At 67.1% G+C, this 22,624-nt stretch carries 21 protein-coding genes and 1 tRNA gene; 8 read left to right on the top strand and 14 right to left on the bottom strand.

The window, feature by feature from the left end; translation table 11 throughout:
• Window positions 1–281: 281 nt before the first annotated feature.
• The 5 genes from AC3WRI_RS26120 to AC3WRI_RS26100 all read left to right on the top strand — a co-directional run bounded on the left by AC3WRI_RS26120 (window position 282) and on the right by AC3WRI_RS26100 (window position 5,052).
• Complete coding sequence (locus AC3WRI_RS26120; protein ID WP_010814799.1) at window positions 282–1,829, top strand: M16 family metallopeptidase; 1,548 nt, start codon at window positions 282–284, stop codon at window positions 1,827–1,829.
• 9 nt (window positions 1,830–1,838) lie between these two features.
• Window positions 1,839–3,221: a M16 family metallopeptidase gene (locus AC3WRI_RS26115; protein ID WP_010814798.1), complete on the top strand. Its 1,383-nt coding sequence runs from the start codon at window positions 1,839–1,841 to the stop codon at window positions 3,219–3,221.
• Window positions 3,222–3,466: 245 nt separating this feature from the next.
• Complete coding sequence (rsmD, locus tag AC3WRI_RS26110; protein ID WP_492294357.1) at window positions 3,467–3,997, top strand: 16S rRNA (guanine(966)-N(2))-methyltransferase RsmD; 531 nt, start codon at window positions 3,467–3,469, stop codon at window positions 3,995–3,997.
• Between the two features lie 240 nt (window positions 3,998–4,237).
• Window positions 4,238–4,723, top strand: a complete 486-nt coding sequence (gene coaD, locus AC3WRI_RS26105; RefSeq protein ID WP_010814369.1) for a pantetheine-phosphate adenylyltransferase — start codon at window positions 4,238–4,240, stop codon at window positions 4,721–4,723.
• A 68-nt stretch (window positions 4,724–4,791) separates the two neighbouring features.
• On the top strand, window positions 4,792–5,052 hold the full coding sequence (locus AC3WRI_RS26100; protein ID WP_010814370.1) for a YfhL family 4Fe-4S dicluster ferredoxin: 261 nt from the start codon (window positions 4,792–4,794) through the stop codon (window positions 5,050–5,052).
• A 102-nt stretch (window positions 5,053–5,154) separates the two neighbouring features.
• Here AC3WRI_RS26100 and AC3WRI_RS26095 read toward each other — a convergent pair whose 3' ends face one another.
• The 8 genes from AC3WRI_RS26095 to AC3WRI_RS26060 all read right to left on the bottom strand — a co-directional run bounded on the left by AC3WRI_RS26095 (window position 5,155) and on the right by AC3WRI_RS26060 (window position 13,413).
• Complete coding sequence (locus AC3WRI_RS26095) at window positions 5,155–7,005, bottom strand: PhoX family protein (protein WP_010814371.1); 1,851 nt, start codon at window positions 7,003–7,005, stop codon at window positions 5,155–5,157.
• 196 nt (window positions 7,006–7,201) lie between these two features.
• Window positions 7,202–7,798, bottom strand: a complete 597-nt coding sequence (gene pth / locus AC3WRI_RS26090) for an aminoacyl-tRNA hydrolase (protein WP_010814372.1) — start codon at window positions 7,796–7,798, stop codon at window positions 7,202–7,204.
• Window positions 7,799–7,949: 151 nt separating this feature from the next.
• A complete protein-coding gene (locus AC3WRI_RS26085; protein WP_492294355.1) occupies window positions 7,950–8,567 on the bottom strand; it encodes a 50S ribosomal protein L25/general stress protein Ctc in 618 nt (205 codons plus the stop codon).
• A gap of 132 nt (window positions 8,568–8,699) precedes the next feature.
• Window positions 8,700–9,653 (bottom strand): ribose-phosphate pyrophosphokinase, encoded by a 954-nt coding sequence (locus tag AC3WRI_RS26080; protein ID WP_010814374.1) that lies wholly within the window; start codon window positions 9,651–9,653, stop codon window positions 8,700–8,702.
• A 94-nt stretch (window positions 9,654–9,747) separates the two neighbouring features.
• A tRNA-Gln gene (locus AC3WRI_RS26075) sits at window positions 9,748–9,824 on the bottom strand.
• A gap of 59 nt (window positions 9,825–9,883) precedes the next feature.
• Window positions 9,884–10,762 carry a 4-(cytidine 5'-diphospho)-2-C-methyl-D-erythritol kinase gene (gene ispE, locus AC3WRI_RS26070; RefSeq protein WP_010814375.1) on the bottom strand — a complete coding sequence of 293 codons (879 nt, stop codon included), beginning with the start codon at window positions 10,760–10,762 and terminating at the stop codon, window positions 9,884–9,886.
• A gap of 8 nt (window positions 10,763–10,770) precedes the next feature.
• Window positions 10,771–11,364, bottom strand: coding sequence for a lipoprotein insertase outer membrane protein LolB (lolB, locus tag AC3WRI_RS26065; RefSeq protein WP_010814376.1), 594 nt, complete (start codon window positions 11,362–11,364; stop codon window positions 10,771–10,773).
• A 93-nt stretch (window positions 11,365–11,457) separates the two neighbouring features.
• The gene (locus AC3WRI_RS26060) at window positions 11,458–13,413 is read right to left on the bottom strand and encodes a tetratricopeptide repeat protein (protein ID WP_010814377.1); all 1,956 of its coding nucleotides are present in this window, start codon (window positions 13,411–13,413) and stop codon (window positions 11,458–11,460) included.
• A gap of 154 nt (window positions 13,414–13,567) precedes the next feature.
• On the opposite strand from AC3WRI_RS26060, the gene mutM reads away from it, so the two are divergent.
• The 3 genes from mutM (at window position 13,568) to mutY (ending at window position 17,948) form a co-directional block, all read left to right on the top strand.
• On the top strand, window positions 13,568–14,446 hold the full coding sequence (mutM, locus tag AC3WRI_RS26055; RefSeq protein ID WP_492294353.1) for a bifunctional DNA-formamidopyrimidine glycosylase/DNA-(apurinic or apyrimidinic site) lyase: 879 nt from the start codon (window positions 13,568–13,570) through the stop codon (window positions 14,444–14,446).
• A 278-nt stretch (window positions 14,447–14,724) separates the two neighbouring features.
• Window positions 14,725–16,677 (top strand): dynamin family protein, encoded by a 1,953-nt coding sequence (locus tag AC3WRI_RS26050; RefSeq protein WP_492294351.1) that lies wholly within the window; start codon window positions 14,725–14,727, stop codon window positions 16,675–16,677.
• Between the two features lie 92 nt (window positions 16,678–16,769).
• Complete coding sequence (mutY, locus tag AC3WRI_RS26045; RefSeq protein ID WP_492294350.1) at window positions 16,770–17,948, top strand: A/G-specific adenine glycosylase; 1,179 nt, start codon at window positions 16,770–16,772, stop codon at window positions 17,946–17,948.
• Between the two features lie 4 nt (window positions 17,949–17,952).
• Here mutY and AC3WRI_RS26040 read toward each other — a convergent pair whose 3' ends face one another.
• The 6 genes from AC3WRI_RS26040 to hpf form a co-directional block, all read right to left on the bottom strand.
• Window positions 17,953–18,612, bottom strand: coding sequence for an LON peptidase substrate-binding domain-containing protein (locus tag AC3WRI_RS26040; RefSeq protein ID WP_010814381.1), 660 nt, complete (start codon window positions 18,610–18,612; stop codon window positions 17,953–17,955).
• Between the two features lie 91 nt (window positions 18,613–18,703).
• Window positions 18,704–19,588: an RNase adapter RapZ gene (rapZ, locus tag AC3WRI_RS26035; RefSeq protein WP_010814382.1), complete on the bottom strand. Its 885-nt coding sequence runs from the start codon at window positions 19,586–19,588 to the stop codon at window positions 18,704–18,706.
• A gap of 118 nt (window positions 19,589–19,706) precedes the next feature.
• Window positions 19,707–20,099, bottom strand: coding sequence for a PsiF family protein (locus AC3WRI_RS26030; RefSeq protein WP_010814383.1), 393 nt, complete (start codon window positions 20,097–20,099; stop codon window positions 19,707–19,709).
• 162 nt (window positions 20,100–20,261) lie between these two features.
• Complete coding sequence (hprK, locus tag AC3WRI_RS26025; protein ID WP_010814384.1) at window positions 20,262–21,233, bottom strand: HPr(Ser) kinase/phosphatase; 972 nt, start codon at window positions 21,231–21,233, stop codon at window positions 20,262–20,264.
• 81 nt (window positions 21,234–21,314) lie between these two features.
• Window positions 21,315–21,770, bottom strand: coding sequence for a PTS IIA-like nitrogen regulatory protein PtsN (gene ptsN, locus AC3WRI_RS26020; protein WP_010814385.1), 456 nt, complete (start codon window positions 21,768–21,770; stop codon window positions 21,315–21,317).
• Between the two features lie 456 nt (window positions 21,771–22,226).
• Window positions 22,227–22,577, bottom strand: coding sequence for a ribosome hibernation-promoting factor, HPF/YfiA family (gene hpf / locus AC3WRI_RS26015; RefSeq protein ID WP_010814386.1), 351 nt, complete (start codon window positions 22,575–22,577; stop codon window positions 22,227–22,229).
• Between the last annotated feature and the right edge of the window lie 47 nt (window positions 22,578–22,624).

Raw genomic sequence — 22,624 nt, 5'->3', positions numbered from 1 at the left:
GGCCGGGGCTGGCGCCTCGGCGGGCGCGGGCTCGGCCTTGCGCTTCTTCCAGAAACTAAACATTGGGGAATGGAGTCAATACCGGGGCCGATACCCTGGCGGCAGCCAAATGCCAGCAGGCAACCGGTTATAAATCAATGGGTTACGCAGGCATCGCGATGGCTGGGGAGAAAGCGTTGTGGTCCCGGCCGGCGATTGCGTATAGTTCGCTACATGGCAGATTCATGCGCGCAGTCTTGCGCACGTGAGTCGATCGGCAAAATTCTAGCAGACGGGGTCGCATGAACCATTGCGCTGTCCTGGCCGCTGCGGGCGCACAAGGCACCAAAGCCTGCGTCGCAACGCGCTTCCAACGCCTTTCACCTTCCTCCAAACCGCTTCCCGCCCGCGCCGCGCGTCTCGCGCGGCGAGTCATTCCCACGCTGCTGCTGGCCTTGCTGCCGTGGTCGATGCCGGCAGGGGCGCAGGGCGTGGTGGCTTCGCCGATGCCCGGCACGCAGACCGCCCCGGCCGGCGCGACCGCGCATGGCACGACCGAATACCGCCTGTCCAACGGGCTGCGGCTGATCGTCAAGGAAGACCACCGCGCGCCCACGGTGGCGCACCAGATCTGGTACCGCGTGGGCGGCATCGACGAGGTCAGCGGCACCACCGGCGTGGCGCACATGCTCGAGCACATGATGTTCAAGGGCACGCCCAAGGTCGGCGTGGGCGAGTTCTCCAAGCAGGTGGCCGCGCTGGGCGGGCGTGAGAACGCCATGACCAACCGCGACTTCACCATGTACTACCAGCAGATCGGCAAGCAGTACCTGCCGAGGATGATGGAGCTGGAGGCCGACCGCATGGCCAACCTCGTCATCACCAAGGACGAGTTCGAACGCGAGATGAAGGTGGTGATGGAAGAACGCCGCCTGCGCACCGATGACTCCGCGCGCGGCACCGTCTATGAGCAGTTGCTGGCCACGGTCTACACCGCCGCCGCGTACCGCCACCCGGTGATCGGCTGGATGGACGACCTGGTCAATATGCGCGTGGACGACGTCAAGGAGTGGTACCGCCACTGGTACGTGCCCAACAACGCCATGGTGATTGTCACCGGCGACGTCAAGGCCGAGGAAGTGCGCGCCCTGGCCGAGCGCTATTACGGCAAGCTCAAGCCGCGTACGCTGCCGCTGCGCAAGGACCAGGAAGAGCCGGCGCAAAAGGGCATCAAGCGCATCTGGGTCAAGGCGCCGGCCGAGAACCAGTACATGGTGATGGCCTACAAGGTGCCGCGCCTGCGCGATATCGAGAAGGACGTCGACCCCTACGCGCTGGAGGTGCTGGCGGCCGTGCTTAACGGCTACGACAACGCACGACTGACGCGCGAACTGGTGCGCGAGCAGCGCCTGGCCGACGACGTCAACGTCGGCTATGACAGCATCAACCGCGGCGAGTCGCTGTTCGTGCTCGACGGCACGCCCGCCACAGGCCACAACACCGACGAGATCGAGCGCGCGCTGCGCGCCGAGGTCCAGCGCATCGCCAAGGAGGGCGTGTCGCCGGAGGAGCTCAAGCGCGTCAAGGCGCAGGTGGTGGCCGGCCAGATCTACAAGCGTGATTCGGTGTTCGGGCAGGGCATGGAAATCGGCGTGTCCGAGATCTCGGATATCTCCTGGCGCCAGATCGACCGCATGCTCGACAAGATCAAGGCCGTCACGCCGGCGCAGGTGCAGGCCGTCGCCGCGAAGTATTTCAACGACGACAACCTGACCGTGGCCACGCTGGTGCCGCAGCCGATCGATCCGAACAAGCCCAAGTCCCAGGCCCCGTCGGGCCTGCGCCACTGAGGAAAGGCGATGACTCAGTCCGTCACCACCCCGCAGCGTGCGCTGCGCAAACTGGCCGGCGCCGCATTGGGCGCCGTGGTCCTGCTCGCTGCGCAACTGGCGCAGGCCGCGATCCCGATCGAGCACTGGACCGCGTCAACCGGCGCCAGGGTGTTCTTTGTGCATAGCCCGTCGATCCCGATGCTCGACGTCAATATCGACTTCGACGCCGGCAGTCGCTATGACCCGCCGGGCAAGGCCGGGCTGGCCACGCTGACCGCCGCGCTGCTGGACAAGGGCGCCGCGGCGCTGGAAGGCCAGCCGGCGCGCGATGAAGCGAAGATCGCCGATGGCTTTGCCGATACCGGCGCCGCCTTTGGCGGCGCCGCCGGCGGCGACCGCGGCGGCATCGGGCTGCGCACGCTGACCGCCCAGCCGGAGCTGGACCAGTCGGTCGCGCTGGCCGCGCAACTGATCAAGGCGCCGACCTACCCGGACGCTGTGGTCGGGCGCGAGAAGCAGCGCCTGATCACCGCCATCCGCGAAGCCGACGCCAAGCCCGGCGTGATCGCCGACAAGGCGCTGGCCAAGGCCATGTACCCTGACCACCCCTATGGCGTGGCCGCGACCCCGGACAGCGTGGCGTCGATCACGCGCGACGACATCGTCAGGTTCTGGCGCGACAACTACGGCGCGCAGCGCGCGGTCGTGACGCTGATCGGCGCGGTCGACCGCAAGCAGGCCGAAGCCATTGCCGAGCAGCTCACGCGCGGGCTGCCGCCCGGCAGCGCGGCGCCGGCCATGCCGCAGGTGCGCCTGAACATCGCCCCGAGCGAGCAGCGCATGCCGCATCCGGCACAGCAGTCCAGCGTGGCCATCGGCCAGCCGGCCATTGCCCGCGGCGACCCCGATTACTTCGCGCTGCTGGTGGGCAACTACGTGCTGGGCGGCGGCGGCTTCAGCTCGCGCCTGACTGACGAGGTGCGCGAGAAGCGCGGCCTGACCTACGGCGTGGACAGCTACTTCGCGCCGTCCAAGCAGCCGGGTCCGTTCGGCATCAGCCTGCAGACCAAGAAGGCGCAGACCGACGAAGCGCTGGCGCTGGTGCGCCAGGTGCTGGCGCGCTTTGTCGCCGAGGGCCCGACCGAGAAAGAGCTGCGCGCGGCCAAGGACAACCTCATCAACGGTTTCCCGCTGCGCATCGACAACAACCGCAAGCTGCTGACCAACGTCGCCAATATCGGCTGGTACGGGCTGCCGCTGGATTACCTGGACACCTGGACCGCCCAGATTGGCAAGGTCACGCGTGAGCAGGTCAGGGCCGCTTTCCAGCGCCATGTGCGCCCGGACAATATGGCGACGGTAATCGTCGGCGGCCCGGTCGCGGCGCCTGCGACTGCCGCCAGGCAGTGATGCCGGCACCGCTTGGGCCCGTCATGCGCGCCGGGGCTCCGGCGCGTGCGGCGAACCGGCCCGCAGGCTCTACAATCACGGGATGAATTCGCGTTCCCGATTGCCGTCGCCCCCCCATCGGCGGGCGACCCGCCTCTCCTGCCGCTGCCAGCGGCGGGCGTTCCCCCGTTTCCGCGGCGCCACGCCAGGCACCGCGCCAGGAGCCGTCCCAGGTCCGCATCATCGGCGGCCGCTGGAAGCGCACCTTGCTGCCCGTTCCCGATGCCCAGGGCCTGCGCCCCACGCCCGACCGCGTGCGCGAGACGCTCTTCAACTGGCTCGGCCAGGACCTGTCCGGGCTGGAATGCCTGGACCTGTTCGCCGGCTCCGGCGCGCTCGGCTTCGAGGCCGCCTCGCGCGGCGCCGCCGCGGTCACGCTGGTCGAGTCCAATGCGCGCGTGGCCAAGCAGCTGCGCGACAACCAGTACCGGCTCGACGCGGCTCAGGTGCGCGTGATGCAGGGCGATGCCTTTGCCATTGCCGCGCAACTGCCCGATGCCAGCTTCGACGTGGTCTTCCTGGATCCGCCCTTCGCCGAGGACTGGGTCGGGCCGGCGCTGGAGCACGCGGCGAGGCTGTCGCGGCCCGGCGGCGCAGTCTATGTCGAGACCGACCATGCGCTGACCGGTGCCGACGCGCCGGTGCCGGCGTCGCTTGAAATCGTGCGCCACGCGCGCGCCGGCGCGGTGCATTTCCACCTGCTGCAGCATCGCGTGCCGGGCAACGGCGCTGCCTGATGCACCAGTCTGGGGCGATGGTCCGGGTAGGCCTGTTCTGCAATGAGGAAGGTCCCCTTCCTCAATGGGAAACGGCTTCATAGCTGCGCTGCGGCAAAACGGTGCGCCGGGCGGCTTCCAAGTGGCGCATTTGGGGTTACACTACGCCGCTGTTACAACGCTCGCGACGCAGCACCCACGCCGGTCCGGCCGGCGCAAGAGGCGGCCCAAGGCCGGCAGCGGGCAGATCAAGGAGGAAGTATGGTCATCGCGGTCTATCCCGGCACGTTCGATCCAATGACCCGGGGACACGAGGATCTGGTCCGCCGTGCGTCGAACATCTTCGACGAACTGGTGGTCGGCGTGGCGCACAGCCCCAACAAGCGCCCGTTCTTTTCGCTCGAAGAGCGCATCGGCATTGCCCGTGAAGTGCTCGGGCATTATCCCAATGTGCGCGTCGAAGGCTTTTCCGGCCTGCTCAAGGACTTTGTGCGCAACAACAATGCGCGCGTGATCGTGCGCGGCCTGCGCGCGGTGTCCGACTTCGAGTACGAATTCCAGATGGCAGGCATGAACCGCTACCTGCTGCCCGACGTGGAAACCATGTTCCTGACGCCGTCGGACCAGTACCAGTTCATCTCCGGCACCTTCGTGCGTGAGATCGCGGTGCTGGGCGGCGATGTCAGCAAGTTCGTGTTCCCGTCGGTGGAACGCTGGCTGCAAGAGAAAATCGGCAAACCGGAATAAAATAGCAGACACAGATACGTCGAGTCGCGGCCAGTCGGGCGCGGGCGTGTCCGCAGGAAGGAAACACCATGGCGCTGATGATCACTGACGACTGCATCAACTGCGACGTTTGTGAACCCGAGTGCCCGAACGAAGCCATTTCGATGGGGCCCGAGATCTATGAAATCGACCCCAACAAGTGCACCGAGTGTGTCGGGCACTTCGACGAGCCGCAATGCCAGCAGGTCTGCCCGGTCGCCTGTATCCCCAAGGATCCGAACCGCGTCGAAACGCATGAGGTCCTGATGCAGCGCTACCGGCTGCTGACGGCCGCCAAGCACGCGGCCTGACCCGCAGCTTCAGCCAGGCAAAAAAAAGCCCCCGGCACCGCAAGGTGACGGGGGTTTAACTTTTCCCCAGTTACTGCTGGTACTACCTACTGCACTGCGCGGTCACGCACCGATCGGCTTGCCGTCGCTACGGCGCACCACGATGGTGGACGAGCGCGGCGGCTTGGCCGCGTCCGGCCACGCGCCGGTGGGGTGCTGGATGTTGATGAAGCAGGTGGTCAGGTCCGGCGTGTAGGCGATGCCGGTGATTTCGCAGCCGGTCGGGCCGACCAGGAAGCGCTTGGACTGACCCGTCGGCGAGATGTAGTACATGCTGTTGTTGCCGAACGTGCTGGTGTAGGTGGCGCTGGTGCTGGAGTCGGTCTGCACCCACAGCCGGCCCTGCGGGTCGACGCGCAGGCCGTCGGGGCTCGAGAACGTGTCGCCGTTGATGTTGCCCTTCAGGTTGTCGGTGGCCAGCGACGGGTCGCCGGCCTGCAGCAGGATGCTCCACGTGAACGTGGTCGCCAGCGGCGAATTTCCGGCTTCGTTCCACTTGACGATATGGCCGTGCAGGTTGTTCTTGCGCGGGTTGGCGGCGTCGGTCTGCTGGCGGCCGCTGTTGTTGGTCAGCGTGCAGTACAGGGTTTTGTCCGGTGCGGCCGTGATCCACTCGGGGCGGTCCATCAGCGTGCCACCGGCCACGCGCGCGGCCGACTTGGTGTTGATCAGCACGTCGGCCTGGCTGGCGAAGTCGACCGTGGTCGGCGCCGGCGAGACGGCCGACTGGGTCCAGTTGCCCGGATCCGAAGCGCCCACGGTCAGGCCGTTCTTGCCCTGCGTCAGCTCGATCCACTGGCCGCTGCCGTCGGCGTTGAACCTGGCCACGTAGAGCGTGCCGCTGTCCAGCAGGTTGGCATTGGCGGCGCGGTTGTTCGGATCGAAGGCCTTGCTCGGGATAAATTTGTAGATGCAGCCCGGCGTGCCGTCGTCGCCCATATAGAAGGCGACGTTGTTGCTGGCGTCGGTCAGGAAGGCGACGTTCTCATGGTCGAAGCGGCCCATCGCGGTGCGCTTGGCCGGCGAGCCCAGCGTGCCGTACGGATCGACTTCCACCACCCAGCCGTAGCCGTTCTCGGCCTGGGTCGGGTCGATGTAGTTGTCCGTGCTCTCTTCGCAGGTCAGGTAGGTGCCCCACGGGGTATGGCCGCTCGAGCAGTTGTTGAGCATGCCGACTACGGTCGATCCCACCACCGAAGCAGCCGGGCCGCCCACGCGGTACAGCGTGTTGCCGGTGTAGCGCTTGTTGTAGATCGAGTCGCGCTTGACCTGCCACTTGCCGCTGGCTGCCAGTTCCACTTCGATCACCGAGATGCCGACCGCCGACAGCGCGATGCGCTTCTGCTCGGGGCTGGCCGTGGCGGCGTCATAGGTGCCGCCCGCGAACAGGATCTTGTAGTCCGGCAGCTCGTGGTTGATGGCGAGCAGGCCGCCCTTCTGCGGATCGACACCCGGCAGCGCGAAGTAGTGCATGCCGTCGTGGTTGCCGCCGGCCTGGCGCTCGGTTTCGGCCGAGGACTGGAACGCGCCGGCATAGCCGGTGGCACCGGCTTCGACCGGGTCGCCGGCGGAGAACAGCACGTCGACGCTGTAGCCATTGGGCACGACCACGGCATCCGCGGTCGACTTGGCGACCGGCTCGAAGGTGACGTCGTAGCTCGGGGCGGCCGCGGCGGGCGCTGGGGCCGGAGCAGGTGCGGGGGCCGGTGCCGGTGCGGGATCGTCATCGCCGCCACAGGCGGCCAGCAGGCCGCTGCCGAACGCCGAGGCCAGCGACAGGCCCAGGCCGCCGCGCAGCACCCGGCGGCGGGCCGGGTTGGCGGCTACGATGTCTTCGAGCATCTGGCCGGGCACGTCAGCGTCGGGCTTGGCAGCGCGACTGGCGGCCCGCGCTTGATCGGTCAGGTACGACATGGGCTTTCCTCCTGTGGGTTGTCATGCGCATCGGCCACCATGCGATACCGACGCGATTGGAAACCACGGAATGTATGTGCCGCCCATGGCACTTTGATGACATATTGTCTGCAACAGCAGTCTTGGGCCGCCAAACCACGACGGGCCGCAGATGCGGCCCGTTTTCATACGCTTGTCGCAGGAATATGCGTATTTGTCAGCGCGTGGTATGCAGCTGCGCCATGGCGCGTTCAGCATCGCCGCGTGCCAGCAGGCCGAGCGGCTCGATGCAGCGGTCGATGGCGGCATCGATGGCTTCCTGCTCCTCGCGCCGCGGTGGCTTGAGCACGAAGTTGACCACGTCCTCGCGGCCCGCGCCGGCGCCGCCGGGCGCGTTGCGCGGATGGCCCACGCCCAGGCGCAGGCGCCAGTAGTCCTGCGTGGACAGGTGGGCCGAGATGTCCTTGAGCCCGTTGTGGCCGCCCGCGCCGCCGCCGCGCTTGAGCTTGGCCGCGCCCGCCGGCAGGTCCATCTCGTCGTGCGCGACCACGATCTCGTCGGGAAGGACCTTGTAGAAGCGCGCGAGCGACACCACGGCCAGGCCGGAGCGGTTCATGAAGGTCGACGGCTTGAGCAGCCAGATGTCCTGGTCCCACAGCCGCGCACGCGCGGCCAGGCCGTGGAAGCGGCCTTCCACGCGCATCGTGGCGCCGCCCATGCGGGCCAGCTGGTCCACCAGCCAGAAGCCGGCGTTGTGTCGGGTGGCCTCGTACTCCGCACCGGGATTGCCGAGGCCGACGATAAGCTTGATCATGCGTTTGACTGGGTCGTTGGCGCGCAAGGCTGCGCCACAAGCGCCAAGGATACCGAAAAACCGGCAGACGGCTGCCGGGCGAAAAAAAACCGCCGCAAGAAGCGGCGGTTTCTTCGTGGCGCGGCCGGCAGGCCGCGACCGCTGCTGCAGCTTAGGCAGCCGGCGTTTCGCCAGCGGCTTCGCCGCCTTCGGCAGCTTCCGACACGGCTCCAGCCGGTTGCGAGATGCTGGCGACGGCCGGGTTGTCGTCACCGTGGGTGATCACGGTCACGCCCTTCGGCAGCTTGATGTCCGACAGGTGGACGGTCTGGTTCAGCTCGACGGCGGCCAGGTCCACTTCGATGAACTCGGGCAGGTCGGCCGGCAGGCACGAAACTTCCAGGTCGTTCAGGATGTGGTTGACGATGCCGTGGCCCAGCTTCACGCCAGGAGCGGTTTCCTGGTTCATGAAGTGCAGCGGCACCTTGACGTGGATCTTGTCGTTGGCCGACACGCGCTGGAAATCTACGTGCAGCACCAGCGGCTTGAACGGGTGCATCTGGAATGCGCGCAGCAGGGCCTGTTCCGACTTGCCAGCGATTTCCAGTTCCAGGATCGACGAGTGGAACGCTTCCTTCTTCAGGGCGTGCCACAGCGCGTTGTGATCCAGTTCGATCATCTTCGGCTCGGCGGCGCCGCCGTAGATGATGCCGGGGGTCTTGCCCGAATTGCGCAGGCGGCGGCTCGCACCCGTTCCCTGTACGCTACGCTCGAAAGCGACAACTTTCATGATGACTCCAAAAGTAAGAAGGCCGTCCGCGACCAGACAGCCTCGTTGCGGCGCAAACAGCAAATGATGCGCCGATCAAGTCACGTTGATCGCCGAAAAACGGCGATCAACGCAGTAAAACCTTAAATTCTATCAGGAACCCGCAAACAGCGACATGATCGAGTCGCCCTTGACGATGCGGGTGAAGGTCTCGGCCAGCAGCGGGGCGGTCGAGAGCTGGCGGATCTTGGTGCACTTGGCGGCTTCTTCGGACAACGGGATGGTGTCGCACACCACCACTTCGTCCAGCGCCGAGTCCGCGATGCGGGCGGCCGCGCCACCCGACAGCACCGGGTGCGTGCAGTAGGCGAAGACCTTCAGCGCGCCGCGCTCCTTCAGCACCTGGGCGGCCTTGCACAGCGTGCCGCCGGTGTCGATCATGTCATCCATGATGACGCAGTTGCGGCCGTCGACTTCACCGATGATGTTCATCACCTCGGCCACGTTGGCCTTGGGACGACGCTTGTCGATGATCGCCAGGTCGCAGTTCAGTTCCTTGGCCAGCGCGCGGGCACGGACCACGCCGCCGACGTCCGGCGACACCACCAGCAGGTCGCCGTAGTTCTTCTCGCGCAGGTCGCCCAGCAGTACCGGCGAAGCGTAGATGTTGTCGACGGGAATATCGAAGAAGCCCTGGATCTGGTCAGCGTGCAGGTCCATCGTCAGCACGCGCTCGACACCGGCGACTTCCAGCATGTTGGCCACGACCTTGGCCGAGATCGCGACGCGCGCCGAACGCGGGCGGCGGTCCTGGCGGGCATAGCCGAAGTAGGGCATGGCGGCGGTGATGCTGCGTGCCGAGGCGCGCTTGAGCGCGTCGACCATCACCATCAGCTCCATCAGGTTGTCGTTGGTCGGCGCGCAGGTGGACTGCAGCACGATGACGTGCTTGCCGCGAACGTTTTCCTGGATATCAACTTGAACTTCGCCGTCGGAGAAACGGCCAACCAACGCCTTGCCCAGGGGAATGCCGAGGTGCTGTACGACAGCCTCCGCGAGTTTGGGGTTGGCGTTGCCGGTAAATACCATCAAGCCTTCGCTGCTCATTCGGGGCACCTGTCTTGCTGCTGGGGGAGCTTGGCGTCACCGGCAAAGCCGGTGACTGATACAGAGAGTCCGTAAGGACACTATAGGAATGTAATGGCAGGGGAAGAAGGATTCGAACCTTCGAATGCCGGAATCAAAATCCGGTGCCTTGACCAACTTGGCGACTCCCCTACACAACCGGGCCGTTCTTCGTGGTACCAGACTGCCGTACCGCGCCGAACGAAAACTTGCTACGCGAGCGCTGCGAGCGGATGACGTGCCAGACTGCGCACACACCTGCCGTCCCATTCGGGAGGCAACCTTTCCAAAACCTGCTGCGCTGTTGTTGCGTCGGGAAAACGCGCAAACACGCAGGCTCCGGAACCGGTCATCCTGGCATGCTGATTGTGTTGCTTCAGCCATGCCAGGGCTCGGGCGACTTCGCCGAACTTCGCTGTTGCTATCGGTTCCAGGTCGTTGCGACCGAAATCGAATTTGTTTGTGCGAGCAGCGAAGACCGCAATTATGGAGAGCGGCGTATCCCTTGTCAAGCACTCGTCCGAAAAAATTTCAGCGGTGGGGACATGCTGTTTCGGGTGGATGACCACGAACCAGCTCTCGGGCAGCTCGACTGGCGTCAGGTCCTCGCCGATGCCCTGTGCAAAGGCGTTCTGGCCCAACACGAATACTGGCACGTCGGCGCCCAGCGCCAGCCCGATGCGCATCAGTTCGGCACGCGCAAGGCCCAGTCCCCACAGGTGATTCAGCGCCAGCAGCGTGGTGGCGGCATCGGACGAGCCGCCGCCGATGCCGCCGCCCATCGGCAGCACCTTGTCGATGGCTATGTCGGCCCCGAACGTGGCACCGGTGGCCGCCTGTAACGCGCGCGCGGCGCGCACCACCAGGTCGGTCTCGGCCGGCACGCCGGGCACGTCGGTGACGCGTGCGACCACGCCGTCGTCGCGCCGGCGGAAATGCAGCGTGTCGCACCAGTCGACCAGCTGGAACACGGTCTGCAGCGTGTGGTAGCCGTCGGCGCGGCGGCCGGTCACGTGCAGGAACAGGTTGAGCTTGGCCGGCGCGGGGCAGTCGCGCAGTTCGGGCGGGGGCAGGGGCTGGCTGCGATGCATGGCGTGGTTCACGGCGTCCGGGGATCGATCACGAGGCGCACCGACAGCGGATTGCTGCCGGCGTCGCGCGCCAGGTCGATGCGGCGCGGCACCTGGGCGGCTGCGTCCTGCCAGGCGACGTAGCGCACGGTCCAGCCGTTCTGCGCCAGCGTGGCCAGCCGGCCCTGCTCGTCGCGCGTGGTGCGCGCGGGCGCGCCCTGCGTGGCGCGGCCGTGCAGCCAGTCGCGCATGCCGGCCACTGGCAGCGCAAAGCCGAGCGCTTCCTCCATCAGGGTGTCGACCTCTGGCGCGTTGCGCGGCGGCTGGTTGGGCAGGTCGAGCGTGGCGCCGGACGGTGTGGCGGTGACCACGGCCAGGGTCTGGCCGAGCGGGGACACCAGGTCCAGCCGCACGTTGCGGCCCTGCTCTTCCCAGCGGAAGCTTCCCTGCACGCCTTCGTCGCGCCCGTAGCGCACGTAGTTGGCGGAGAAGCGGCCGGTGTATTGCTGGCTGGCGGCGGCCTGGTCGCCATCAAAGCTGCGCGACGGTGCCACGCTGGCACACGCCTGCAGCAGCAGCGGGGCGCCAAGGCAGAAGAGCGCCAGGCGTCGGGATCGGTTCATGGGCTTGGTCGTGAGAACGGCGGCGCGGCGGCGTCCACCGGCTGACGGAAATCCGGCGCCGCGGACCCGGGCTGCGGGTCGCGGCGGGCGGGGTTACTTGGACACTTGCACGTTGACCTTGTAGCGGCGCAGCGTGTCGACCAGGGTCTCGTTCTCGGGGTCGATGCGGACGGCCTCGGTCCAGGTCTTGCGCGCTTCGTCATGCTCGCCGAGCTGCCACAGCACCTCGCCCAGGTGCGCGCCGATCTCGGCCTCGGGCGCCTTGGAATAGGCATTGCGCAGCAGGTCGGCCGCCGGGCGCAGGTCGCCCATGCGGAATTTGACCCAGGCCAGGCTGTCCATGATGTACGGATCGTCCGGCCCCAGCTCGGAGGCGCGCTCCAGCAGCTTGAGCGCCTCGGGCAGCCGCTCGTTGCGGTCCGCCAGCGAGTAGCCCAGCGCGTTGTAGCCCTGCTTCTGCTGCGGCTGCAGCGCAATCACCTTGCGCAGGCCCTTCTCCATGCTGTCGTAACGCTTCTGGCGCTCGTCGAGCATGGCCAGCTCGTAGATCCAGTCGGCGTTGTCGGGCTCGGCCGTAATGCGGTCGTTGAGCAGCTTGCGGGCGCGGTCATAGGCTTTGCTTTCCATCAGCGTGGCCACCTCGGCCTGGCGGATGGCGGTCATGCGCTGCGCGCGCTGGCCAGGATCGGAGATGTCCTCGGCGTCGGTGAGCATCTCGCCGAAGAGCGCCTGGGCGTCGTCGAGCTTGCCCATGCGCGCCAGCAGCTGTGCGCGCTTGGCGGTCGCCGCGGGCGCCAGCCGGATGTCCTCGATGCGGTCCAGCCACCGGATGGCGCCGGCGTAGTCCTTGCGCTCCTCGGCGATCTGCGCCAGGTACTGGTAGGCAATGTCGGGGTTGGCGGTGGGCTGCTTCTCGACCAGCTGCAGGTATTCCTTCAGGTACTGCTCGGCCTCGCCGTAGCTCTTGGCCTGCAGGCTGGTCAGGCCCAATGCCAGCGGCACGCGCGGGTCGCCCGGGGCTACCTTGCGCAGGGTCTCGAACTCCTGCCGGGCCGACTGCATGTCGTTGCGCAGCAGGTACAGCCGCGCCAGCGTGATATGGCCGTTGACCGAATCGGGCGACTTGTCGAGGAAGCGCTTCAGGATCGCGACGGCTTCGTCGGGCTGCTTCTCGGCGCGCAGCTCGGCCGCCATCAGCGCGGCCGCTTCATAGCCCGGGCGCAGCCGCAATGCCTGGTCGAGCGCGGCGAGCGCGCCCGGCTCGTCGCCGGCGACTTCCCTGGCGCGCGCCAGTGCCAGCTGCGTTTCCGGCAGCTTGGCGTCATTCTTGGTCAGGTCCTGCAGCAGTGTGGCCGCGCCGGCCGCATCGCTGGTGCGCGACAGCTGCTGCTGCAGCTGCAGGATGGCCTCGCCTCGCTGGCTGGCCGGCACCGCCGCCAGCTGTTGCTGCAGCAGGGGCCGGGCATCGTCCCAGCGGCCGTTGAGCACCAGCAGCGTCGACAGCACCTGCGCTGCCGCGGGCGAAGTCGGAGAAATCTCCTTCCACAGGCGCGCGGAGTCCAGTGCCTGCTGCGGGATGCGCGCATTGAAGGCGATCTCGGTGGCGCGCTGCGCGAAGCGCGGGTCGCGGGTCTGCCGGGCCAGTTCCATGTAGGTCCGGTAGGCCGGGCCGACCAGGCCGCGTTGCATGGAAATCTCCGCGGCCAGCACCATATAGACGATGTCGTCGGTCAGCTCCAGCGACGGCAGCGCGCTGCGTGCGGACCTGGCGGCGGCGGGGCGCTCGCTTTCGGCCGCGGCCAGCTGCAGTGCCGATGGCAATGGCATGGCGCCCGCAGGCGGCGCGGCGTGGCTGGTGCCGGCGGCCAGGGCCAGCAATGCCGAGGCGGCCAGCGCACGCGCATGGCGGCGGGGCGCCTGGAAAAACCGGGCCAGGGCGCCAGCCGTGCGCGCTGTGCGGGAAACGGCGCCTGGAAAAGCGATCGGGAGGCCGCCCGCGGTGGCTTGCAATGTGGAGTCCGGCATCAGGTCCGGCATGAGGTCCGACATGTAGTGATTGCTCCGGCGCGCGCTGGCGAGGGATGAGAGAAAGCGCATTGATAAAGGGCATTGTAGCCTGCCGCTACAATGCGCTGCTTGGCGCCGCAGGCCGGTGCCCGCAGGCGCCGCTGGAGTTTTGAGCGGTAACCAACGGAGAGGTTCGATGCCAGAATTGCCCGAGGTCGAGGTGACCCGGCGCGGCTTGCTGCCGCATGTGGTGGGACGGCGCATCGCCGCGGTCACGGTGCGCCACCGCGGCCTGCGCTGGCCGGTCGATCCGCAACTGGAAATGCGGCTGGCCCAGCGCGTGGTGCGCCGGATCGAGCGCCGCGGCAAATACCTGCTGCTGGAATGCGTGAGCGAGGCGGCGGGCGAGCCGGCCGGCTGGCTGCTGGTCCACCTGGGCATGACCGGGACGCTGCGGGTGCTGCCCGAGGCGCCGCCGCCTGGCGCGCACGACCACCTTGACCTGGTGCTGGCCCCCGGGCCCGGCGCCGCGCTGGGCACCAAACCGGGAACCATCGTGTTGCGTTTCCGCGATCCGCGCCGCTTCGGCGCCATCCTGTGGAGCACGCTGCCCGAGGCTGAACTGCCGTCGCACCCGCTGCTGCGCACGCTCGGCATCGAGCCCTTCGATCCTGCCTTCGACGGCGCCTGGCTGCACCGCCACACGCGCGGGCGCAGCGCCGCCATCAAGACCGTGCTGCTGGCCGGCGGCATCGTGGTCGGCGTGGGCAATATCTATGCGTCCGAAAGCCTGTTCCGCGCCGGCATCCGTCCGACCACCCCGGCCGGGCGCCTGAGCCGCGCGCGCTGCGACCGCCTGGCGCAGGCGGTGCGCGAGACTCTGGCACAGGCAATCGAGCGCGGGGGCAGCACGCTGCGCGACTTTGTCGGCAGCGACGGCGCCAGCGGCTATTTCCAGCTGGATTGCCTGGTCTACGACCGCGCCGGCCAGCCATGCCGGGTCTGCGCCACGCCGGTGCGCCAGATCGTGCAGGGCCAGCGCTCGACCTTCTACTGCCCGAACTGCCAGCGCTGAGCCTTGGCGGCCACCCCGGGCAGGCGCCGTGTGGCGCACAATGCGCGCCGCCGGCGATTGTCGATGGGTCGGCGCAACACTCCTTGTGCAAGCCATTACGGAGGGGCGTGAATTCCACAAAACCGTCGTGGAAACCTGTATCGTGTGCGCAGTCATAAAAAGTTACAAAATGGCCCGCCGCCTGCAGGTAGACCGTGGTCGGGCCGGCATTGTGCGAACACGGGCGCAGCGCGAAAGCGGCGTGCCCCGAGGTAAAACCAAGTCAGCCGAACAGCTCCATGACAACGCTCGCCCACCAATTCGAACAATACGGCGCCTGGAGAACCGGGGTCCTCCAGTCACTGGCCGAATTCCAGTCCTGGCTGCAGCAGCACGACCTGTACGACGCCCAGGCCGATGACCGCGTGCAGCGCATCCAGAGCGTGCTGCGCAGCGACCGCCTCAAGGTCGCCTTCATTGCCGAGTTCTCGCGCGGCAAGAGCGAGTTGATCAACGCCATCTTCTTCGCCGACTACGGGCGCCGCATCCTGCCGTCGTCGGCGGGGCGCACCACGATGTGCCCGACCGAGCTGCGCTATGACGAGGCCGAGCCGCCATGCATCCGGCTGCTGCCGATCGAGACACGCCTGCAGGAGGCCTCTACCGCCGATTTCCTGGAGGCCGGCACCTCGGCTTCGCACTGGCATTCGGTGCCGCTGGACCCGTCTTCGCCCGAGGGCATGCTGGCTGCGTTCCAGCACGTGGTGCAGACCGTGCGCGTGCCGCCCGCGCAGGCCGAGGCGCTGGGCCTGTACCACGAGAACGATCCCGATGCCGCCTACGCGGTCGATGCCGAGGGCATGGTCGAGATCTCGCGCTGGCGCCACGCCGTCATCAATTTCCCGCACCCGCTGCTGCGCCAGGGCCTGGTGATCCTGGACACGCCGGGCCTGAACGCGATCGGCACCGAGCCCGAGCTGACGCTGCGGCTGATCCCCGACGCCCATGTGGTGGTGTTCGTGCTGGCCGCCGATGCGGGTGTCACCAAGAGCGACCTGGAGCTGTGGCGCAGCCATGTCGGCGCCGGCCATCGGCGCGGCTGCCTGGCGGTGCTCAACAAGATCGACGGGCTGTGGGATCCGCTGCGCGAGCCGGGCGAGATCGCGCAGGAGATTGCGCGGCAGGTGTCCACCACCGCGCAGGTGCTGGGCATTGAGCAGTCGCGCGTCTATCCGGTATCGGCGCAGAAGGGCCTGGTGGCCAAGGTCACGCACGACGACGAGCTGCTGGCGCGCAGCGGCCTGCCCGAGTTCGAGCACGTGCTGTCCGACCAGCTGATCCCGCGCCGGCGCGAGATCGTTTCAGACCAGGCGCACCGGCTGGTGCAGGACATGGCGCGCGCCGCGCAGCAGCTGCTGCAGACCCGCCGCCGCGATATCGTCGAGCAGCTGTTCGAGCTGCGCGGCCTGCGCGGCAAGAACCATGCGATGGTCAAGCACATGCTGATGCGCGTGCAGGGCGAGAAGGAAGAGTTCGAGCAGAGCATCAGCAAGTTCCAGGCGCTGCGCCTGGTCTTCGGCCGCCACAGCGCCGACATCATCAAGAGCCTGCAGCTGCGCGACGTGCGCCTTACCATGCGCAGCGCGCGCGAGCAGATGAAAGAGCGCTTCTTCTCGCGCGGACTGCGCGAAGACATGGACGCGCTGTTTGCGCAGCTGACCAGGCTGGTGACCGATGCCGACAACAAGATCGGCCAGCTGCACCAACTGATCGAAAGCATGTACCGGCGCTTCAACGCCGAGCACGGCTTCACGCTGCCCGCGCCGATGCAGTTCACTGCCGAGCGCTACGTGGCCGAGCTCGAGGAAACACTGCGCCTGGTGCATGCGCACTTCGGCACGGTCAGCATGCTGACGCGCTCGCGCCCGCAGCTGGTACAGAGCGCCTTCAGCACCATGGCCAGCCGCGTGCTGGAGAACTTCCGTGACCTGAACCGCGATATCGAGGTCTGGCTCAAGTCGGTGATGACGCCACTGGAAGCGCAGGTGCGCGAGCACCAGAAGCAGCTGCGCCGGCGCGTCGATTCGATCGAGCGCATCCATGAGGCCACCGACACGCTGGAAAGCCGCATTGCCGAACTCGAGGAAGTGCTCAACGGCCTGGACGAGCGCAGCGGCCGTATCGAGGGCTACGCGCAGCGGCTGCTGCGGCCGACGGCTGCAGCCGACAGCGCGAGCCTTGCGGTGGCCTGATCCTGAAGCCGGTATATCATGTGGCGCCGCACTTAGCGGCGCCTTTTCCTTTGGTGCGCCGCGCGCCCCGCGCTTCAGAACGTTTCACCCAGATGCCCCGCAAACCAGCCCCTCGCGCCGTTCCCGCCATCCCCGCCGATATCTGCGTGCCGCCCGACTTCGGCGCCAGCGTGGTCGACTGGCAGCGCCAGCATGGCCGGCACGACCTGCCGTGGCAGAACACGCGCGACCCGTACCGCATCTGGCTGTCGGAGATCATGCTGCAGCAGACCCAGGTGAGCGCGGTGATCGACTACTTCCAGCGCTTTGTCTCGCAGCTGCCCACGGTGCAGGCGCTGGCGGCGGCGCCTGCCGACCAGGTCATGGCGCTATGGGCGGGGCTGGGCTATTACTCGCGCGCACGCAACCTGCACCGCTGCGCTATGCAGGTGGTGAGCGAGCATGGTGGCCGTTTCCCGACCGATCCCGCGGTGCTGGCCACATTGCCCGGCATCGGCCGCTCCACCGCCGCGGCAATCGCCGCGTTCAGCGCCGGCGTGCGTTCTCCAATCCTGGATGGCAACGTCAAGCGCGTGTTCGCGCGCTGCTTCGGCATCCACGGCCATCCGGGCGAGCGCGTGGTGGAAACGCGCATGTGGCAGCTGGCCGAGCGGGCCTTGCCGGCGCCAGGCCCGCGCCAGGCCGAGGACATGATCGCCTATACGCAAGGGCTGATGGACCTGGGCGCCACGGTGTGCTCGCGCGGCAAGCCGGCCTGCCTGGCCGATGCCGGCGCGTGCCCGCTGTCGGCCGACTGCGTGGCGCGCCGCGACGGGCTCACCGGCGTGCTGCCCACGCCCAAGCCGCGCGCGGCCATCCCCGAGCGCAGCACGGTAATGCTGCTGGTGCGGCGCCAGCGCGAAGTGCTGCTGCGCCTGCGCCCCGGCAGCGGCATCTGGGGCGGCTTGTGGAGCCTGCCGGAGATGCCGGTCGACAGCGTGCCCTTCGACACGGAAGCCGCCGAGGCGGCGGCGCTCGACTATGCCCGCGCCTTCGGCAAGCCCGCGCGCGCCGCACTGACCGGCGAGCTGACCCATGTGTTCACGCACTTCCGCCTGCTGATCCGTGCCATCCGGGTCGATGTGAGCGCGGACGGCGCAAGCCTGATGGCGCAGGACGGCGCTGCGGAAGCCGCGCAGCGCTGGATCTCGCTTGACGATCTCGATGCGGTGGGTACGCCCGCGCCGGTGCGCAGGCTGCTGGAGGACCAGGCCCGCGGCGGGCTGTTCTGAGCGCCTAGAGCATGTGGTTCTGGCGCATGTAGCGGTGCACGATCTCGATGCGCATGCCGGCATCGGGCAACGCCATCAGCATCTGCTTGGCCTTGAGCGGCACCGGCAGCAACTCGCACAGCCGGTTGGCGACCCAGCTCGGGTCGTCCCACAGGTAGGGCTCGTCGAATGGCAGGCGGTCGGGTTGCTCGGCATGGAGCCGCGTGACAATGCGCCGCAGCGCATCCAGGCATTCGCCCAGCAGCTCCAGCTTGCAGTCGATGATGTCGGGAGGAAGCACCTCGGCGCGCGCAACCAGCAGGCCGTCGTCGCGGGTGTCATGGCTGACGATATGGAAGCGCTCGCGGCCGCGCGCACGGATCAAGAGCACGCCCAGCTGTTCCATGTTGCAGTCGACGATCTCCGCCAGGCAGCCGATCAGTTCCGGCACGGTGGGCTGGTCCGGCCGGGCCACTTCCTCGCCGCTTTCGATCAGGCAAACGCCGAAGGGAGTGTTGTCGCGCAGGCAGTTGCGCACCATGTCGACATAGCGCGCCTCGAACACGCGCAATGGCAGCCGTCCACCGGGAAACAGCACGGTGTGCAACGGGAACAGCGGCAGGTTGTCGAGCGTCCGCGGCGGATCTTCTGATGCCGTGGGACGGTAGAGGTCGGTCGAGGACATGCAGTGCCAGCTTGGGTATCGCGCAGCAATGGGCCAGCCGGCCAACGCGGCGCGCAGATGCCAATGATGCCAGTGGGCAGTCCCGCCTGCGTCAGCCCGCCGGTGCGAGCTCTCGGTGTCTCACCAGCACATTACCATGCGCCCGGAAGTAGTTGGCAAGCCTTTCCGCAATATAGACCGAGCGATGCTGGCCGCCGGTGCAGCCGATCGCCACAGTCAGGTAGCTGCGGTTGTCGGCAATGAAACTCGGCAGCCACTTTTCCACGTAGGCGCGGATATCCTCGGCCATCGCCAGCACCATTGGCTGGGCCTGCAGGAAGTCGATCACCGGCGTGTCGCGCCCCGTCAGCGGGCGCAAGGCCAGGTCGTAATAGGGGTTGGGCAGCGAGCGCACGTCGAACACCATGTCCGCATCGCTGGGCACGCCGTGCTTGAAGCCGAACGACTCGAATAGCAGCGTCAGCCGCTGGCTGTCGTCGCGGATCAGCTCCTTGATCCAGCTGCGCAGCGTATTGGTGCGCACATTGCTGGTGTCGATGCGGTGCGCGGCCTCGGCCAGCGGGCTCAGCAGCGCACGCTCCATCTCGATCGCTTCCATCAGCGCGGTGTCGTTGAAGGCGGGTTCACCGCCCGGGCCCGGCACGCCGTCGGTACGGACCGAGAGCGGGTGGCGGCGGCGCGTCTCGGAGTAGCGCTGCACCAGTGCGTCGGTGCTGGCGGTCAGGAACACCACCTCGACCTGGTGCTCAGCGGCCAGCGCGCGCACGGTGTCGGGCAACTGGTCGAGCGACTCGCGGCTGCGGATGTCAGTGGCGACGCCCAGGTGCGTATAGCCCTGGCTGTCGAGATAGCGGGTCAGTTCCGGGATGAACTGAGCCGGCAGGTTGTCCACGCAGTAGTAGCCTGCGTCTTCGAGCACGTTCAGTGCGACGGACTTGCCGGAACCGGATATGCCGGTGATGAGGATGATGCGCATAGCAACTGAAGCATAGCATCACGTGATGAAGGCGTCATGACACCACGCGCAAAAGCAAACATGGCGAACCTCGCGGTTCGCCATGCTTTTGTCGTCAGCTTGCGGCGCTGGTTGCGGCTCAGGCTGCCTTGGACAGGCATTCCTTCATGTAGGCCTTGTATTCGTCGCCCTTCTTGCCCTTGCCCGACTTGCTGCAGGAGGCCATCTTCTCCTGCTGGGTCTTGGACGCGCCCTTGGACAGGCATTCCTTCATGAACGCCTTGCGTTCGTCGCCCTTCTTGCCGGCGGCTTGCGTATTGCAGGCCTTCATCTTGTCCTGCTGGGCGTTGGCTGCGGGCTTGTCCGGGGTAGCCGGGGTGGCGGGCGTGGCAGGCATGGCCGGCGTTGCCGGTGCGGTGGCCGCCGGCTTGGCTGGCGTCGCGGGGGTTGCCGGCGTGGCGGTGGTCTGTGCAAAAGCGCTGGCGGCGATCATCGGGGTGACCAGCGCGCACATCGCGATCAATTTCTTCATGCTTGCTCTCCTGGGTGTGGAAAACTTCATGGCCGCGCGCCATTGCCGGCGTTGCAGCTTCCGTAACGGGCGCGATGCCCATTACAGCACAAAACGGAGCATGCCTGAAGAACGTTGACGTTCTGCGTCAACGCCGTTGTAAGCAAATGAAAACGCCGGCGCTCAGAGCAAGCGGCCCTGGCCGCGCGATACTGCATCGGCCTGCATCGCGGCGCGCTGCCGGTCCATGAAGTCGCGCAGCGTATCGATGCCGCGCAGGCGCAGGATGGTGTTGCGCACCGCGGCCTCGACCAGCACGGCCAGGTTGCGCCCGGCCGCCACCTGGATCTTGACCATGTGGATCGGCAGGCCCAGCACGTCGAGGTATTGCGAATCGAGCGGCAGCCGCTCGAACTCGCCGTCATTGCGACGCACCAACTGCACCACCAGCTTGATCTTCATCTTCCGGCGCACCGCGGTCTCACCGAAGATGGTCTTGATGTCGAGCAGGCCCAGACCGCGTACTTCAAGCAGGTTCTGCAGCAGCGGCGGGCAGCGGCCTTCAATGAAATCCGGCCCCAGGCGCACGAAGTCCACGGCATCATCGGCCACCAGCCCGTGGCCGCGCGAGATCAGTTCCAGGCCCAGTTCGCTCTTGCCCAGGCCCGATTCGCCCATGATCAGCACGCCCATGCCCAGGATGTCGAGGAATACCCCGTGCATGGTCACGCGCGGCGCGGAGATACGCGACAGGTACAGGCGCAGGTGGTCGATCACCGCGGCCGACGACACCGGCGTGGTGAACAGCGGCGTGGACGAGCGCGTGCAGCGCAGTTCCAGGTCGGGCGGCGGCTCCATGCCGTCGGCGATCACCAGGAAGGGCGGCTCCAGCAGGATCAGCTCGCCCATCTGGCGCTTGCGGGTCTCGTCGTCCAGCCGCTGGTAATAAGTGATCTCGGGCTTGCCGAGCACCTGGATGCGGTTGGGGTGGATCAGATTCAGGTGGCCCACCAGGTCGGCGGCGGAGGTGGCTTCGCGGGCGAACTCCACATCGAAGGCGCGATCCGCACCTTCCAGGCCGGCCACCCACGAGAGTTTGATGTCGGCTGCGTTGTCGTCGAAGATGGACTGGGAGGTGACGCCGGTGAGTTCCATGCGGTATGACTGGTGGGGCGGTTTGCGAAGCGCCTTGGCGCCTGCCCGGTCTGGTGCCGGCCCGCTTGAGGGATCAGGGGATCAGGGATGCCATGCGATCAGCAACTGATGGACGGCATCGGGCGTGGGCAGCGTGGCCAGCCCTTCACGCATGTCGCGGTCGGAAAGCAGTTGCGCGATTTCGGACAGGATTTCCAGGTGCTGCTGCGTAGCCTGTTCGGGCACCAGCAGGAAGATCAGCAGCGATACCGGCTTGCCATCGGGCGATTCGAACGGAATTGGTTCGGCCAGGCGCATGAACGCGGCCAGCGGCTGCTTCAGGCCCTTGATGCGGCCGTGCGGGATTGCCACGCCGGCGCCCAGGCCGGTGGATCCAAGCGACTCGCGCGCGAACAGGTTGTCCGTCACGATGGCGCGCGCCACACCATGGTTGTTCTCGAAGAGGAGCCCGGCCTGCTCGAACACACGCTTCTTGCTGGTGACGCTGACGTCGAGGGTGATGTTGCCGGGTGGCAGCAATTTGGCCAAACGATTCATGGGCGATGCGCAGGATTTCAGTTAGCGGGCGGACCGTTCCGCCGGGCAGTGGGCTGGCTCCGGCCTGCCGTTGGCCTGGCCGGAGGCGTCCGGCCCATTATAGAGCAGCGACTACTCCCGCATTGTGCAGCGCAACGGGGCAAGCCGGTGCAGAAAGATACATGGTGATGCAATGGTGCCTCCGCGGCGGGGAGCCGGTGCACCGGTGCGGGGCACGGCCAGGATTCCCTCTCTTTGTATGGCGCAGCATACACCTTGGCGCAGCGCTTGCGAACACCCTTGCTCATTCGGGTGAAAAGCATCGGCTCCGGCGCCACAGCCGGGGCGCGCCGCCAGTGCGGGCGCGGCATGCCGGCGGCAACCGGGAACGCGAGGGCGCAAAAAAGCCGCGCTTCTTGGCGCGGCTTGCCTGTTCAATCCTGATTCAGCAGCCCGCTGCGGGGCTGCCGGGCACGGTCATTGCTGCATTTGCGCTGCGGCCATCTGGTACTTGACCGCTTCGCGGTCGTGGCCTTGCACGCGATCCTTGTAGCGGATCACCTGACGGTCCAGCTTGTCGACGAGTGCGTCGATCGCTGCATACAGGTCTTCGTGATGCGCTTCGACAAAGATGTCCTTGCCCTTGAGATGTAGATTGATTTCCGCGTACTGACGCCGGTCCTTTTCCTTATGGTTGTCGACAGAGAGCAGCACACTAACGCCAATGACTTGATCGAAATGCCTGACGATTCGCTCCAGCTTCGTTTCCACGTACTCACGCAGAGGGGGCGTGATGTCCAGGTGGTGTCCACTGATCTTGAAGTTCATAGCGCTTCTCCTTCTGAAAGAGCCTCACCAGGCAGGCGGTGGGCTCG

The sequence above is a fragment of the Cupriavidus sp. FW305-27 genome (assembly GCF_058787995.1).
This window is presented reverse-complemented; position numbering and strand designations above follow the sequence as displayed.